The sequence below is a fragment of the Micromonospora sp. NPDC005806 genome (assembly GCF_042871425.1).
Lineage (GTDB): Bacteria > Actinomycetota > Actinomycetes > Mycobacteriales > Micromonosporaceae > Micromonospora.
Genome location: NZ_JBIAIL010000002.1, coordinates 318,025 through 333,433, shown reverse-complemented (window position 1 = coordinate 333,433; position 15,409 = coordinate 318,025). Strand labels below are relative to the sequence as shown.

General features: G+C 72.4%; 14 protein-coding genes, 1 tRNA gene and 1 pseudogene. 13 read left to right on the top strand and 3 right to left on the bottom strand.

Annotated features, from left to right (window positions below):
• Positions 1 to 19: 19 nt before the first annotated feature.
• Positions 20 to 1,258: a hypothetical protein gene (locus ACFYOS_RS04090; RefSeq protein ID WP_387135894.1), complete on the bottom strand. Its 1,239-nt coding sequence runs from the start codon at positions 1,256 to 1,258 to the stop codon at positions 20 to 22.
• A gap of 82 nt (positions 1,259 to 1,340) precedes the next feature.
• On the opposite strand from ACFYOS_RS04090, the gene ACFYOS_RS04085 reads away from it, so the two are divergent.
• From ACFYOS_RS04085 to ACFYOS_RS04060, 6 genes are all read left to right on the top strand, one after another.
• Positions 1,341 to 2,303, top strand: a complete 963-nt coding sequence (locus ACFYOS_RS04085) for a TatD family hydrolase (RefSeq protein ID WP_387135892.1) — start codon at positions 1,341 to 1,343, stop codon at positions 2,301 to 2,303.
• Between the two features lie 81 nt (positions 2,304 to 2,384).
• Positions 2,385 to 3,254, top strand: coding sequence for a 16S rRNA (adenine(1518)-N(6)/adenine(1519)-N(6))-dimethyltransferase RsmA (rsmA, locus tag ACFYOS_RS04080; protein WP_387135890.1), 870 nt, complete (start codon positions 2,385 to 2,387; stop codon positions 3,252 to 3,254).
• Between the two features lie 85 nt (positions 3,255 to 3,339).
• Positions 3,340 to 4,296, top strand: coding sequence for a 4-(cytidine 5'-diphospho)-2-C-methyl-D-erythritol kinase (locus ACFYOS_RS04075; protein WP_387135888.1), 957 nt, complete (start codon positions 3,340 to 3,342; stop codon positions 4,294 to 4,296).
• 168 nt (positions 4,297 to 4,464) lie between these two features.
• On the top strand, positions 4,465 to 6,264 hold the full coding sequence (locus tag ACFYOS_RS04070; protein ID WP_387135886.1) for an ABC-F family ATP-binding cassette domain-containing protein: 1,800 nt from the start codon (positions 4,465 to 4,467) through the stop codon (positions 6,262 to 6,264).
• A 95-nt stretch (positions 6,265 to 6,359) separates the two neighbouring features.
• Positions 6,360 to 6,815: a DUF4383 domain-containing protein gene (locus ACFYOS_RS04065; protein ID WP_387135884.1), complete on the top strand. Its 456-nt coding sequence runs from the start codon at positions 6,360 to 6,362 to the stop codon at positions 6,813 to 6,815.
• A gap of 112 nt (positions 6,816 to 6,927) precedes the next feature.
• Positions 6,928 to 7,401 carry a DUF4383 domain-containing protein gene (locus ACFYOS_RS04060; RefSeq protein WP_387135882.1) on the top strand — a complete coding sequence of 158 codons (474 nt, stop codon included), beginning with the start codon at positions 6,928 to 6,930 and terminating at the stop codon, positions 7,399 to 7,401.
• 12 nt (positions 7,402 to 7,413) lie between these two features.
• On the opposite strand, the gene ACFYOS_RS04055 is transcribed toward ACFYOS_RS04060, so the two are convergent.
• Together ACFYOS_RS04055 and ACFYOS_RS04050 are read right to left on the bottom strand one after the other, a co-directional pair.
• A complete protein-coding gene (locus ACFYOS_RS04055) occupies positions 7,414 to 8,100 on the bottom strand; it encodes a TetR family transcriptional regulator (protein ID WP_387135880.1) in 687 nt (228 codons plus the stop codon).
• A 40-nt stretch (positions 8,101 to 8,140) separates the two neighbouring features.
• Entirely contained in the window at positions 8,141 to 9,112 is a 972-nt protein-coding gene (locus ACFYOS_RS04050) for an acyl-CoA desaturase (protein WP_387135878.1), read from the bottom strand.
• 122 nt (positions 9,113 to 9,234) lie between these two features.
• On the opposite strand from ACFYOS_RS04050, the gene ACFYOS_RS04045 reads away from it, so the two are divergent.
• The 7 genes and pseudogenes from ACFYOS_RS04045 to ACFYOS_RS04015 all read left to right on the top strand — a co-directional run bounded on the left by ACFYOS_RS04045 (position 9,235) and on the right by ACFYOS_RS04015 (position 15,361).
• Positions 9,235 to 9,975, top strand: coding sequence for a resolvase (locus ACFYOS_RS04045; RefSeq protein WP_387135876.1), 741 nt, complete (start codon positions 9,235 to 9,237; stop codon positions 9,973 to 9,975).
• A gap of 47 nt (positions 9,976 to 10,022) precedes the next feature.
• Positions 10,023 to 10,093 (top strand) — tRNA-Gln (locus tag ACFYOS_RS04040).
• A gap of 73 nt (positions 10,094 to 10,166) precedes the next feature.
• Positions 10,167 to 11,648: pseudogene (gene glmU, locus ACFYOS_RS04035) on the top strand (bifunctional UDP-N-acetylglucosamine diphosphorylase/glucosamine-1-phosphate N-acetyltransferase GlmU).
• 98 nt (positions 11,649 to 11,746) lie between these two features.
• Positions 11,747 to 12,727 carry a ribose-phosphate diphosphokinase gene (locus ACFYOS_RS04030; RefSeq protein ID WP_387135874.1) on the top strand — a complete coding sequence of 327 codons (981 nt, stop codon included), beginning with the start codon at positions 11,747 to 11,749 and terminating at the stop codon, positions 12,725 to 12,727.
• 286 nt (positions 12,728 to 13,013) lie between these two features.
• The gene (locus tag ACFYOS_RS04025) at positions 13,014 to 13,703 is read left to right on the top strand and encodes a 50S ribosomal protein L25/general stress protein Ctc (RefSeq protein WP_387135872.1); all 690 of its coding nucleotides are present in this window, start codon (positions 13,014 to 13,016) and stop codon (positions 13,701 to 13,703) included.
• A gap of 146 nt (positions 13,704 to 13,849) precedes the next feature.
• Positions 13,850 to 14,440 carry an aminoacyl-tRNA hydrolase gene (gene pth / locus ACFYOS_RS04020; protein WP_387135870.1) on the top strand — a complete coding sequence of 197 codons (591 nt, stop codon included), beginning with the start codon at positions 13,850 to 13,852 and terminating at the stop codon, positions 14,438 to 14,440.
• Positions 14,441 to 14,527: 87 nt separating this feature from the next.
• Positions 14,528 to 15,361 carry an inositol monophosphatase family protein gene (locus tag ACFYOS_RS04015; protein ID WP_387135868.1) on the top strand — a complete coding sequence of 278 codons (834 nt, stop codon included), beginning with the start codon at positions 14,528 to 14,530 and terminating at the stop codon, positions 15,359 to 15,361.
• Positions 15,362 to 15,409: the final 48 nt, after the last annotated feature.

Sequence of the window (15,409 nt, the reverse complement as noted above, 5' to 3'; positions counted from 1 at the left end):
ATTCCCGCGTTGCCCCCGGTTATGCGGCCGGGTACGGCAGGTCGATCACCTGGTCGTCGGTCAGCTCCGCCCCCGGCGCCCAGGCCTCGTAGATGCCCCGCTCGTGGCACTGCGCCCCGGTCGTCAGCACCGCGTCCGCATCGGGATGACGCAGCCGCAGCCGCAGCCAGCCCGACTCCTCCCGCAGCACCAGGCACGGCACCCCGCGCCAGGTGGCGTGGCGCAGCCGGCGGGCCGCCGACTCCACCGGGTACCGGGCCGCCCGGGTCATCGCCAGCACCCGGAACCCGCCCGGCTGGTCGGCCACCGCCTCGTACTCGCCGCCGCCGTACAGGCCGACGAGCTGGGTGGAGCGGGGCGCGTCGCCGGTCGGCACGTACTCCTGGTCGGGCGAGAGGCCGGGCACCGCGGCGAGCAGGTGCCGCCACTGCGGGCCGACCATGCGCAGCCAGCCCCGCTGCTCCGCCTGGTAGGTGTAGAGCACCACCTCCACGCCCTCCGCCGGGTAGGCGAGCAGGGTGGCGTTCGCCGGCATCGGCAGGTCGGCGAGGTCCCGGGTGACGAACTCCGGGATGAGCTGGGCGTTGCTCGGCACGAACCCGGTGCCCAGCACCGGCGGCCCGAGCCGGTCCCGGGGCGGCAGCCCGGTCAGGCCGTGGTGCGCCGGGCCGACCGGCACGTCGTAGTCGGCCGGGTCGGTGGCCCGCCAGCGCAGCGCGTACGCCACGTCACCGCCCTCGCCGTCGCCGCGCAGCACCGCCATCCCGGCCGGCGTACGCAGGTGGGCCACGTCGTGCTCGCGGTAGCAGAAGCCGTGCGGCAGCCAACCCCGCACATACCCGGCGAGCTGCCGGGCGGAGAGCACCTTCACCATCCGGGTTCCCGGCCGGATCACCGCCGACGCGCGCACCGCGGCGAGCGTCGGGTCGCCGGCCGCGCCCGGCTGCTGGCTGAGCTGGTGCAGGTGCGCCCAGCCGCGCTGCCGGTGCACCGGCATCAGCAGCGGCGGGTCCGCCTCCTCGGTCGGCTCGACCCCTCCCTGCACCGCGCTGACCTCGGTGACGTGCACGAACTTCCGCCACGGGTACGCCACGCCGGGCCGGAGCGCCCACTCGAAGCCGGGCACCTCGTCGGCGCTGAACAACTCGTACGCCGCGCCGCGGGCAAGTTCCGCCGCCGGATACACCCGGCCCTCGTACGTCACGTGCGGCCCGGTCCGCTCCGGGGTGGCCCCGCTGGCCTGAGGGGTGACGGTCACCCACCGAACGCTAAGCGCAACAGGTGTGGAGTGTGTGAACAGTCGATGGCGGTCCGGAAACGACGGCCCCCGGCGGTGTGTGATGCTGGCCGCGATGACCGAGCAGACCGAAACCCGCAAGCAGCGGGCCGCCCGGCGGGCCGGCGAGTTCCCACCCGCCCCGGAGGCGTTGCCCGTCCCCGTGCTGGACAGCCACACCCACCTGGACATCACCGTCAGCGAATACGGCGTCCCCCCGCGAAGCGCGAGGAGTGAGCCGGGGTTGCGAGCCCCGCAGTCGCGAGCGAACGACGGCTCAAGCGGCGGACCCGCCGACGACCCGGTCGCCGCGGCGATCGCGGTGGCCGCCGGCGTCGGTGTGGACCGACTGGTCCAGGTCGGCGTGGACGTCGAGTCGTCCCGCTGGAGCGCCGACGTCGCCGAACGCTACGGCGCGGTGCTGGCCACCGTGGCGCTGCACCCCAACGAGGCGCCCCGCCTGGCCGACCTGGACGAGGCGCTGCGCGAGATCGAAACCCTCGCCGCGCGCGACCGGGTACGCGGCGTCGGCGAGACCGGGATGGACTTCTTCCGTACCGGGGACGAGGGGCGAGCCGCGCAGGAGGAGAGCTTTCGCGCGCACGTCGCCATCGCCAAGCGGTACGGCAAGGCCCTGGTGATCCACGACCGGGACGCGCACGCCGACGTGCTGCGGATCCTCGACGACGAGGGTGCCCCGGACACGGTGGTCCTGCACTGCTTCTCCGGCGACGCCGACTTCGCCCGCGAGTGCGTTCGCCGCGGCTACCTGCTCAGCTTCGCCGGCACGGTCACCTTCGGCAGTGCCGGGGCGCTGCGCGAGGCCGCCCTGGTCACCCCGATCGACCAGCTGCTGGTGGAGACCGACGCGCCGTACCTGACCCCGATGCCGCACCGAGGCCGGCCGAACGCGTCGTACCTGATTCCGCTGACCGTCCGCTTCCTGGCCGACACCACCGGCACCGACCTCGACGACCTCTGCGCCGCCATCTCCGCCACCGGCGACCGCGCCTTCGGCCCGTGGTGAAAGGAGGGGCCCCTTCTTAACACTCGGCGTTAAGAAGGGGCCCCTCCTTTCCCGCCGGGGCGGGCGAATACGCTACGGGGCGTGACCGGCCTCCTCGGCCCGGCGGAGATCCGGGAGCTCGCCGCGCGCCTCGGCGTGACGCCGACCAAGAAGCTCGGGCAGAACTTCGTACACGACCCGAACACCGTCCGCCGGATCGTCACCACCGCCGGGCTGGCCCCGGACGACGTGGCCCTGGAGGTCGGCCCCGGGCTCGGCTCGCTCACCCTGGCCCTGCTCCCGGTGGCCGCGCACGTGCACGCCGTGGAACTCGACCCGACGCTGGCCGCCGCGCTGCCGGAGACCGCCGCCCGGCTTGCCGGCCCGGACGCCGACCGGCTCACCGTGCACCCGGGCGACGCGCTCCGGATCACCGCCGCCGAGCTGGGCGAACCCGCCCCCACCGCGCTGGTGGCGAACCTGCCGTACAACGTCGCCGTGCCGGTGGTGCTGCACCTCCTCGCCGAGCTGCCCACCCTGCGGCACGGCCTGGTGATGGTGCAGAAGGAGGTCGCCGACCGGCTCGTCGCCGGTCCCGGCTCCAAGGTGTACGGCGTCCCGTCGGTAAAGCTCGCCTGGTATGCCCGGGCCCGGGCCGCCGGCAAGGTGCCGCCGAACGTCTTCTGGCCGGTGCCGAACGTCGACTCCGGGCTGGTCGCCTTCACCCGGCGCGAGCCGCCCCGCGCCGACGTACCCCGGCAGGCCGTCTTCGCGGTGGTCGACGCGGCGTTCGCGCAGCGCCGTAAGACCCTGCGTGCCGCGCTGGCCGGCTGGGCCGGCGGCGCCGACCGGGCCGCCGCGGTGCTCACCGCCGCCGGCGTCGACCCCGGCGCACGCGGCGAGTCACTCACCGTGGAGCAGTTCGCCGCCATCGCCGCGTCGACCGCGACCGCCCCCGCCGCCGACCAGTAGGCTGAGCGCCGTCGCCGCACCCCGCCGAGGAGCTCACCGTGGAGAAGCCGTTCGACATCCGCCTGCGCCCGAGGGACACCGCCCCGTGACCGAGGCCTGGCGACCGGACGACGAGGAGGAGCAGCGGCGGCGGGGAGCCAGCGGCCCGGTCAAGGTCCGGGTGCCCGCCAAGGTCAACCTCCACCTCGGGGTGGGACCGCTGCGGCGCGACGGCTACCACGAGCTGAACACCGTCTACCACGCGATCTCCATCTACGACGAGCTGACCGCCCGCCGGGGCGACACGCTCACCCTCACCATGGAGGGCGAGGGCGCCGGTGAGCTGGCCCTGGACGACTCCAACCTGGTGATCCGCGCCGCCCACGCCCTCGCCGGGTACGCGGGCGTGCCGCCGCACGCCCGGCTGCACCTGCGCAAGCAGATCCCGCTCGCCGGCGGGCTGGCCGGGGGCAGCGCCGACGCGGCCGCCGCCCTGGTGGCCTGCGACGCGCTCTGGGGCACCGGACTGTCCCGGGACGAACTGGCCGACATTGCCGCCGACCTCGGCTCCGACGTGCCGTTCCTGATCCACGGCGGCACCGCGCTCGGCACCGGCCGGGGCGAGGCGGTCAGCCCGGTGCTGGCCCGCCCCACCTCCTGGCGCTGGGTGGTGGCCATCGCCGACGGCGGCCTCTCCACCCCGGCCGCGTACCGGGAGCTGGACCGGCTCCGCGAAGCCGGCACGGCGGGCGAGCCGCTGGGCAGCACGGACGCCCTGCTCGCCGCGCTGCGCCAGCGCGACCCGCGGGTGCTCGCCGCCGCCCTCGGCAACGACCTCCAGGACGCCGCGCTGACCATGCGCCCCGCGCTGGCCGAGACGCTGAAGGCTGGGGAGGCGGCCGGCGCGCTCGCCGGCATCGTCTCCGGCTCCGGCCCGACCTGCGCCTTCCTCGCCACCGACGAGGCGCACGCCGGCCGGATCGCCGCCGACCTGGCGGCCGCCGGTGTCTGCCGGGAGGCCCGGGTCGCCCACGGCCCGGTCGCCGGGGCCCGCATCGTCTGAGCCACCGGACTAACGCCCGGGTGGAACAAATCGGGCGGCGGGGGTCGTTGACCCTCGACGGGGCCAGATGCCCGCCGGGCGTGCCCCCGCTCTCCGCGTACCCTGAGGGGCCAGGCGTCCCGAGGTGCCCGCCGGCACCGGGACGCCTTGATCATGAAAGGTGGGGAAGTGGCCAACATCGTCAACCTGGACCGGGTGTCCAAGGGGTACGGCGCCGCCGGGCCGCTGCTCACCGACGTCTCGCTCGGCCTCGACGACGCCGACCGGGTCGGCGTGGTCGGCCTCAACGGCGCCGGCAAGTCCACCCTGCTGCGGCTGCTCACCCGCACCGAGGAGCCCGACGACGGACGGGTCACCCACCGCCGCGACCTGCGCGTCTCCTGGCTGCCGCAGAGCCTGACCCTCGCCCCCGACGCCACCGTCCGCGACGTGGTGCTCGGCACCGCCTGGCTCGGCGAGAGCATGGGCGCCGAACACGAGTGGGCCGGCGACGCCGGCGTCCGGGCCATCCTCGACGGCCTCGGCATGGCCCACCTCGGCCTGGAAGCACCCGTCGGGCCGATGTCCGGCGGCGAGCGCCGCCGGGTCGCCCTCGCCGCGCTGCTGGTCCGCGACGCCGACCTGCTGATCCTCGACGAGCCCACCAACCACCTCGACGTCGGCGGCGTCGACTGGCTGGCGAAGCACCTGGTCACCCGCAAGGGCGCGCTCGTCGTGGTCACCCACGACCGGTGGTTCCTCGACGCCGTCTGCACCACCACCTGGGAGGTCGCCGACCAGACCGTCCGGGCGTACGAGGGCGGCTTCGCCGCCTGGACCCTCGCCCGGGCCGAGCGGCAGCGGGTCGCCGCCGCGACCGAGGCCCGCCGGCAGAACCTGCTCCGCAAGGAGATCGCCTGGCTGCGCCGCGGCGCGCCGGCCCGTACCTCCAAGCCGAAGTTCCGCATCGACGCCGCCAACGCGCTCATCGCCGACGTGCCGGAGCCGCGCGACACCACGTCGCTGCAACGGCTCGCCACCGCCCGGCTCGGCAAGCAGGTGTACGACCTGGATCAGGTCACCCTGCACGCCGGCCCCAAGGAGATCCTGGACGACACCACCTGGCAGGTCGGCCCGGGCGACCGGGTGGCCATCCTCGGCCGCAACGGCGCCGGCAAGACCACCCTGCTGCGGATGCTCGCCGGGGTGACCCGCGCCGACGGCGGCCGGTTCACCACCGGGCAGACCGTGCGGCCCGCGTTCCTCTCCCAGGAGCTCGCCGAACTCCCCGGCCACCTGCGCGTCCTCGAGGCCGTCGAGGAGGTGGCACGGCGTGTCCAGTTCGGTGACCGGGAGATCAGCGCCGCCCAGCTCGCCGAGATGTTCGGCTTCGACGACCGGCGGCTCTGGACCCCGGTCAGCGACCTCTCCGGTGGCGAGCGCCGCCGGCTGCAGATGCTCCGGCTGCTCGCCGGGGAGCCCAACGTGCTCCTCTTCGACGAGCCCACCAACGACCTGGACACCGACACCCTCGCCGCGCTGGAGGACCTGCTCGACTCCTGGCCCGGCACGATCATCGTGGCCAGCCACGACCGGTACCTCATCGAGCGGGTCACCGACCTCGCGTACGGGATGTTCGGCGACGGGCGGCTGGTGCACCTGCCCGGCGGGGTCGACGAGTATCTGGCCCGCGCCGCCGCGGGTCACGGCCCGGCGCCCGCCGACCTCTCCCCGGCCGTGGCCGGCCCGGACCGGGAGGGCATGTCCGCCGCCGAGGTACGTACCGCGAAGAAGGAACTCGGCAAGCTGGAACGGCAGATCGCCAAGCTGGAGCAGAAGGAGGCCACACTGCTCGAACAGCTCGCCGTCAAGGCCACCGACTACGCCAAGGTCGCCGAACTTGACGCCCAGCTCAAGGAGCTGCGGGCCGAGCGGGAACGCACCGAGGAGGCCTGGCTGGCCCTCGCCGACGAGCTGCCGGCCGGCTGACGTCGGCACGGGGGTGGGGGGTGTGCGGCGTCACACCTCGGCGTGCGGGACAATCCCAGGCGACCCCTCACTCGAACGGTCTTGGAGACGCAGAGATGGCCCACACCCCCGTCAACCACCCCGCGCGGCCGATCTACCGGGCGATCGGCGGGCTCGTTGGTCTGTACCTCGTCCTCTTCGGCGTGCTCGGCATCATCACGAGCGCCGGCAACGACGTGCTCGCCCAGGACGACACCAAGGTCCTCGGCCAGGGCACCAACCTCGGCTTCTCGCTGCTCTCCATCGTGCTCGGGGCCCTCATCCTGCTGGGCGTCGCGATCGGCCGGAACCTCGACGTGATGATCAACCAGTGGCTGGCGTACGCCCTGATCGTCCTCGGCCTGGCCGAGCTGGCGTTCCTGCACACCGACGCCAACATCTTCAACTTCTCGATCATGACCGACATCGTGGTGCTGACGCTCTCCGTGGTGCTCCTGATGGCCGGCATGTACGGCAAGGTCGGCAGCGACGAGGAGCACGAGAACTGGCAGAAGGCCCGCCTGGTGCTCTGACCCCGAACCAGCAGAAGGCCCGGCTTCGGCCGGGCCTTCGGCGTTTCCGGAGACGGGTGCGGGGGCCGCAGGGGACAATTGCCCCGAATTGGTCACTTGGTTGGAGGGACCCATGGCGCACATTCCGGTGAACCATCCCGCGCGACCGCTCTACCGGGTGCTGTCCGGGCTCATCGGCCTCTACATCCTGGTCTTCGGGGTGTACGGCGTCTTCCAGACCTGGGGCGAGGGGCTCTTCAGCCGGCACAGCAACTGGGCGCTCGGCCTTCGCACCAACCTGGCGTTCTCGCTGGTCTCCGTCGTCTTCGGCGCCTTCCTGCTGATCGGCGCGTCCCGACGCGACAACCTGGGCCACTACATGAACCTGACCGCCGGAGGGGTCTTCCTGGCCACCTCCATCCTGATGATGGCCGTGCTGCAGACCCCGGCGAACTTCCTCAACTTCTCGATGTCCACCGTCCTCGTGTCGATGCTGTTCGGGCTGATCCTGCTCGCCACCGGCCTCTACGACAAGATCGGCCCGGCCGAACACGCCGAGGCGGAGCGCCGCCGCCGCAACCACCCCATCGCCGAGGCCAACCCCTGAGCCGCCCCGGACTCAGCCCGGCTTGCGCGACGTGATCAGACCCGGCTTCGCCTCCAGGTGCGACAGGCCGTTCCAGGCCAGATTCACCAGGTGCGCCGCTACCGTCTCCTTGCGCGGCTTGCGCACCTCCAGCCACCAGCGCCCGGTCAGCGCCACCATGCCCACCAGCGCCTGCGAATACAGCTCCGCCAGCTTCGGGTCGTACCCCCGGCTGGAGAACTCCGCGCCCAGGATGTGCTCCACCTGGTGCGCCACGTCGTTCATCACGCTGCTGAAGTTGCCCGTCGCCGACATCAGCGGCGACTCCCGGACCAGCACCCGGAACCCGCTGGTCTCCTCCTCGATGTAGGTCAGCAGCGTCAACGCCGCCTGCTCCAGCAGCTCGCGCGGGTGACCCGCGGTCAGCGCCGTGGTGATCCGGTCCAGCAGCGAGCGGACCTCCCGGTCCACCACCACCGCGTAGAGCCCCTCCTTGCCACCGAAGTGCTCGTACACCACCGGCTTGGACACCTTGGCCCGGGCGGCCACCTCCTCGATCGAGGTGGCGTCGAACCCGCGCTCGGCGAAGATCTGCCGGGCGATCGAGATCAACTGCTCGCGGCGCTGCGCCGCGGACATCCGTACCCGGGAGGAGGGTTTGGCGGCCGGGACGGCCCGCCGCCGGGCGGTGCTGGCGTCGTTGCCGGGAACCTCGGTCACCCGGCCATCCTGCCAGGCCGGCGTCCGGCCGACAGACCCGTCACCGCCCGGAACGGCTGCGCACCCGCCCCGCACCCACCAGTTTCGCGGTGATCCGCTCCGGCCTCGGCCACCGGACCGCCCACGCCGCCCCGGTCTTCTCCAACAACCAGATCACCCGCGCCGACGGGTCGAGCTGGCCGCGCAGCACCCCGTGCCGCGCGCTGGTCGGCTCGGCGTGGTGCAGGTTGTGCCAGCTCTCCCCGAACGACAGCAGCGCCAGCGGCCAGAAGTTCGACGCCCGGTCCCCCTGGCGTACCGCGAACGGCCGCTCCCCGTACACGTGGCAGACCGAGTTGATCGACCAGGTGACGTGGTGCAGCAGCGCGATCCGGACCAGCCCGCCCCAGAAGAACGCGGTCAGCGCGCCCTGCCACGACCAGGTGAGCAGCCCACCCATCGCCGCCGGCCCGAGCACCGAGACCGCCACCAGCACCGGGAAGAGCCGGTCCACCCGCCGGGTGGCCGAATCGGTGAGCAGGTCCGGGGCGAACCGCTCCCGGTTGGACAGCTCCCGGTCGAACAGCCAGCCGACGTGCGCGTGGAACAGCCCGCGCGCCAGCCCGCCGACGCTCGCCCCGAACCGCCACGGCGAGTGCGGGTCCCCCTCGAGGTCGGAGAAGGCGTGGTGCCGGCGGTGGTCCGCCACCCACTGGATGATCTCGCCCTGCACCGCGAACGACCCGGCCACCGCCAGGCTCGCCCGCAGCCACGGCTTCGCCTTGAAGGAACCGTGGGTGAAGTAGCGGTGGTAGCCGACCGTGATGCCGAGCCCGGAGAGCACGTACCAGAAGAGGGCCACCCCCACGTCGCTCCAGCCCAGCCAGCCACCCCAGGCCACCGGGACGGCGGCGAGCAGGGCGAGGAACGGGACGAGCACGAAGGCCCACAGGGCGACCAGGATGCCCCGGGACTGATGTCCCTGGGTCAGTGGCTTCGGTCCGGTGTCCGGGCCGGTCAGGGCGGTCGACATGGCACCTCCCAACGAAACGGGCTACGCCTACGTCACCGTAACCACGGAAGTCCTAGATCGCACCGGAGACTGCCGTTCGTGGATGGAACTAGCTGTCGTACGTCTGTTCTAACCTGCGGCTCGTGACGGACGATGATGCTGCTCCCGCTGAAGTGCGCCCATATCGGGGATGGAAACCGGAGCTGTACGAGCAGGCGCTCGTCCTCCGCCGGGACGGCTGCCCGGTCGGGGAGATCGCCGAGCGGTTGGGGGTGTCGAAGTCGACCGCCTACCTGTGGACCCGTCACCTGCCGCTCGATCCGGACCTGGTCCGACAACGGCGGCGGGAGCGCTCGCGCGCCCGGGCGGACGCGCAGTGGAGCGCCCACCGGCTGGCGCGGGACGCGGCCCACGCCGCCACGGTGGATGCGGCCGCTCGTTGGGTGGGTCGGCTGCGCTATCGCGAACTGGTGTTGATCGGTGCGGCCCTCTACTGGTGCGAGGGGGCCAAGGCCAAACCCTGGCGTCCGCACGATTGGCGGGTCAAGTTCATCAACAGCGACCCGCTGCTGGTCACGCTCTTCCTGCACTTCCTCGACGCGTTCGGGGTGCCGCAGTCCGATCGGCGGTTCCGGGTGAGCATCCACGAGACGGCCGACGTGGCCGAGGCGGTCCGGTGGTGGGCCGACCGGGTCGGCGTGCCGCCTGAGGAATTCCAGGCTACGTCCCTCAAGAAGCATCGGCCGGTGACCATGCGGAAGAACCTCGGCGAGGGCTACCGCGGCTGCCTGACGGTCTACGTGCTCGGGTCGACCCGGATCTACTGGAGGATCGAAGGGATCATGAAGGGAATGACCGATGAGGATCGGCAGCGCGACCGGTAAGGTGTAGGCAACCGCCGAATGGGTTACCTTTTGCCCGTTTTCGACCGTCCCGGGTCGTCTAATGGCAGGACGTCAGGTTTTGGTCCTGATTATAGGGGTTCGAATCCTCTCCCGGGAGCTTCTGCTGCTCGCCTGCGGCAGCGTGGTTAGCATGGCCGCGAGACTGTCGCCGTCCCGACTGGAGCCCCGTCGTGTCCCAGCAGCGCCTCCGCACCGTTGTCGTGCTCGCCGCCGGTGAGGGCAAGCGGATGAAGTCCTCCCTGCCCAAGGTGCTGCACCCGCTGCTCGGTCGCACCCTCCTCGGTCACGTGCTGGCCGCGGCCGCCCCGCTGGCCGCGGATCGCACCGTGGTGGTGGTCGGGCACGGTGCCGACCAGGTCCGCGCGCACCTGGCCGAGATCGCGCCGGAGGTCACCCCGGTGCTCCAGGAGCAGCAGCTCGGCACCGGGCACGCGGTGCGGATCGCGCTGGACGCCGTCCCGGACGTCACCAGCACCGTCGTGGTGATCAACGGCGACGTGCCGCTGCTGCGGCCGGAGACCGTGGCGGCCCTGGTGGAGGCGCACGAGGGCGCCGGCGCGGCGGCGACCGTGCTCGCCGCCGAGGTGCCCGACCCGACCGGCCTGGGCCGGATCGTGCGGGACGCCGACGGCCGGCTGGCGCAGATCGTCGAGGAGCGCGACGCCACCCCCGAGCAGCGCGCGCTGCGGGAGATCAACGCGGGCATCTACGCGTTCGACCTGGCCCGGCTGCGGGACGCGCTGGGCAAGCTCTCCACCGACAACGACCAGGGCGAGGAGTACCTGACCGACGTCTTCGGCCTGCTCCGGGACGCCGGGGAACCGGTGGCGGTGCACTGCGCCGCGGACCACGTGGAGACACTGGGCTGCAACGACCGGGTCGAGCTCGCGGCTCTGCGCCGGCTGTTGCGCGACCGGGTGAACGAGGGCTGGATGCGGACCGGGGTGAGCATCCTCGACCCGCACACCACCTGGATCGATGTGACGGTGACCGTCGAGCGGGACGCGGTGATCGACCAGAACACGCAGCTCCAGGGCGCGACGGTGGTGGGCGTTGGGGCGACCGTAGGTCCGGACACCACGCTGATCGACACCACGGTCGGCGAGGGCGCCAGCGTGGTGCGCAGCCACGCGCTGGGCGCGGATGTCGGTCCGCAGGCCAGCGTTGGGCCGTACGCGTACCTGCGGCCGGAGTCGCGGCTGGGCCGCAAGGCGAAGGTCGGCACGTTCGTGGAGACGAAGAAGGCCACGATCGGCGAGGGCTCCAAGGTGCCACACCTGTCGTACGTGGGGGACGCGACGATCGGCGAACACAGCAACATCGGCGCGGCGACCGTGTTCGTCAACTACGACGGGGTGAAGAAGCACCACACCACGATCGGCAGCCACGCGCGTACCGGGGCGGACAACATGTTCGTCGCGCCGGTGCGGGTGGGCGACGGCGCGTACACGGCGGCCGGCTCGGTGATCATCTCGGACGTGCCGGCGGGCGCGATGGCGGTGGCCCGGGGTCAGCAGCGCAACGTCGAGGGCTGGGTGCTGCGCAAGCGCGCTGGCACGGCGGCCGCCGACGCGGCGGAGCGGGCCCGCGAGGGTGCGTCGGACGAGGCCGGGGCCGCAAGCGAAGGTGACTGACCCCACGGGGGGCCGTAGGCCGTGGGTGGAGCGGTGAACGCGGGGGATACTGCAACCGAATAGTCCCCGGCTCCACCGCCGCCGGGAACCACCGACAAACGGGAGCAGACGGGCCCATGGGCAGCATCGTCGCCGAAAACCGCAAGAGCCTGATGCTCTTCACCGGACGTGGCTTTCCGGAGCTGGCCAAGGAGATCGGTGAGGTGCTCGGCGTCGCGCCGACCCCCTCCGACTCGTACGAGTTCGCCAACGGCGAGCTCTTCGTACGCTTCAAGGACTCGGTGCGGGGCTCGGACGCCTTCGTGGTGCAGTCCGTGACGCACGGGGTCAACACCTGGGTCATGGAGACCCTGATCATGATCGACGCGCTGAAGCGCGGTTCGGCCAAGCGGATCACGGTGGTGCTGCCGTACTACCCGTACTCCCGGCAGGACAAGAAGCACCGGGGCCGGGAGCCGATCTCGGCGCGGCTGGTGGCCGACCTGCTCAAGACGGCGGGCGCGAATCGGATCCTGACGGTGGACCTGCACACCGCGCAGATCCAGGGCTTCTTCGACGGGCCGGTGGACCACCTGTTCGCGATGGATGTGCTGGCCGAGTACGTCGAGCACAAGTACGCGGGTCGGCCGATGACCGTGGTGGCACCGGACTCGGGCCGGGTGCGGGTGGCCGAGCGGTGGACGGACCGGTTGGGTGGCTGCCCGCTGGCCTTCATCCACAAGACCCGGGACCCGCTGAAGCCGAACCAGGTGGTGGCGAATCGGGTGGTCGGTGACGTCGAGGGTCGGGTGTGCCTGATCGTCGACGACATGATCGACACCGGTGGCACGATCGCCAAGGCCGCCGACATCCTGAAGGAGTCCGGCGCGGCGGAGATCCTGGTCGCCTCGACCCACGCGCTGCTGTCGGACCCGGCGACCGAGCGGCTGAAGAACAGCCCGATCAGCGAGGTGGTGGTGACCAACACGCTCCCGCTGCCGCCGGAGAAGCAGCTCGACAAGATCACCGTGCTGTCGATCGCCCCGCTGCTGGCGCGGGCGATCCGGGAGGTCTTCGACGACGGCTCGGTGACCACCCTCTTCGGCGGCCTGAGCTGAGGTCACGGTCCGGTCGCCGGCGGCTCGTCGGCGACCGGGCGGATGGCCTGCGGGCCCGCCGCGACGATGACATGGGGACTGCCGGATAGCCGGGAAATCTCTCGGGTAGACTGGTGCGGTTGCCACGGCGAGGGTGCCCGGCGGGCCGCTGAAAAGCACCGCACGGAGGCGCCGTCATCGACGCGGTGCTCCGGGCAGTCGTTCATGACGCATGAGCCCCAGCGAGCCCCTCGCCCCAGCACCGCCAGTCGACAAGCAGCCGCAGCGAAGCATCAGGAGTTTCCCCGTGTCCGAGGTAAAGATCAGCGCCGAGCCCCGTACCGAGTTCGGCAAGGGTGGTGCCCGTCGTACCCGCCGGGCCGGCAAGGTGCCCGCCGTGCTGTACGGCCACGGCGAGAAGCCCAAGCACATCGCGCTCCCGGCGCGTGAGTTCGCCGCGGCGATCCGCAAGGGCGGCGCGAACCAGCTCTTCGCGATCGAGGTGAGCGACGGCACCCAGGTGCTGGCGCTGCCGAAGGCGATCCAGCGTGACCCGATCAAGGACACCTTCGAGCACGTCGACCTGCTGCTGGTCCGCCGCGGCGAGAAGGTCACCGTCGAGGTCCCGGTCCAGCTGACCGGTGAGCCGGCGCAGGAGACCCTGATCGTGCACGACCACGACACCCTGTCGGTGACCGCCGACGCGACCAAGGTGCCGGACCACCTGGAGGCCTCGATCGAGGGTGCCGTGCCGGGCGTCCAGGTCACCGCCGCCGACGTGGAGCTGCCGGCCGGTGTCGAGCTGGCCGCCGACCCGGAGCTGCCGGTCGCCACGGTGACCGCCGCCCCGACCGCCGAGCAGCTCGAGGCCACCCTCCCCGAGGTCGAGGTGGCCGAGGAGGAGGCCGAGGCCGAGGTCGGCGAGGAGACCGCCGAGGCTCCGGAGGGTGCTCCGGCCGAGGGCGAGCCGGCTGCCGAGGAGAAGACCGAGGCCTGATCGGTCCGCAGGCTGTGCGGCAGGCGTCCCCGGGTTCCGGGGGCGCCTGTCGGCGTATCGGGGACGGCCGTCCGGTGGCGGCCCGCGCGCGACGGCGCCAGGTCGTGGCGAGCTGGAGTCGTCGGAAATGACGGAAGGGACGTGGCGTGACGGACGAGGCGGGGCCCTGGCTGGTGGTCGGCCTGGGCAACCCCGGTCGGGAGTACGCGGGTAACCGGCACAACGTCGGCTTCATGGTGGCCGAGCTGCTGGCCGGCCGGCTGGGCGCGAAGCTCGGGCGGCACAAGCGGGCGGTGGCGGAGGTCGCCGAAGGGCGACTCGGCTTCGGCGGCCCGAAGCTGGTGCTGGTCAAGCCGCTGACCTACATGAACCTCTCCGGCGGCCCGGTGGTCGCGTTGGCGCAGTTCCACAAGATTCCGCCGGCCCGGGTGATCGCGGTGCACGATGAGCTGGACATCCCGTACGGGCAGGTGCGGGTGAAGTGCGGCGGCGGCGAGGGCGGCCACAACGGCCTGCGCTCGATGTCGAAGTCGCTGGGCACGAAGGACTATGTCCGGGTGCGGTTCGGCATCGGCCGGCCGCCGGGGCGGCAGGACCCGGCGGACTACGTGCTGTCCGACTTCTCCTCGGTCGAGCGCAAGGAGCTGGAGTTCCTCGTGGACCGGGCGGCGGACGTGGTGGAGTCGGTGATCAGCCGCGGGGTGGAGCCGACCCAGAACCTCTACCACGGGGCGTGACCTCGGGCGGGTTACGGGGCGCGGCGGGTCCCGGCCGGTAGTCTGCGCCTTTCTGGAGGCGACGGGAGCGACGGGAGCGGAAGACCCATGGCCAATCCTCCGATGATCGACGGCGCGTTCGCCCGCTGGCTGGCGGCGCGGGCCGGGCAGGCGCTGATGAACCTGCGCGCGGAGCTGGGCTTCGCCGATCCGGGGGCGTTGAGGTCGGCCGGGGACAAGGTCTCGCACGATCTGATCCGTACCGAGCTGGCGAAGTGGCGTCCGGCCGACGCGGTGCTGTCGGAGGAGGACGAGGGTTCGCGGCTGGCCTGGACGGCGGAGGTGAGCGCCGGAACGGTGTCCCGGCTGACCGCCGACCGGGTGTGGATCATCGATCCGCTGGACGGCACGCGGGAGTTCGCCGAGGAGGGCCGCTCGGACTGGGCGGTGCACGTGGCGCTCTGGGCGCGGCATGCGCCGACGCCGCACGGCCTGGTGGCGGGGGCCGTGGGACTGCCGGCGCAGCACCGGGTGCTGGGCACGGACTACCCGCCGGCGTACCCGCCGATGACCCTGGAGGCGGCGACCTCGGGCGGCGGGCGGACGCTCCGGCTGGCGGCCAGCCGCAGCCGTCCGCCGGTGTTCCTCTCGGATCTGGCCGAGGACGTGGGCGCCCACCTGCTGCCGATGGGTTCGGCGGGCGCGAAGATCGCCGCGGTGGTGACCGGTGAGGTGGACGCGTACATCCACGCGGGCGGCCAGTACGAGTGGGACTCGGCCGCCCCGGTCGCTGTGGCGACGGCCACCGGGCTGCACGCTTCCCGGATCGACGGTTCTGCGCTGAAATACAACGAGGCGGACCCGCGCCTGCCCGACCTCCTGGTCTGCCGTAAGGATCTCGCCAGTCGGTTACTTGCAGCGTTGCAGCGGCATTCGGGGTAGCCTGAACGTTCTTCTCGACGAGTCCGACCGGAAAGGTCTGGAATTCGA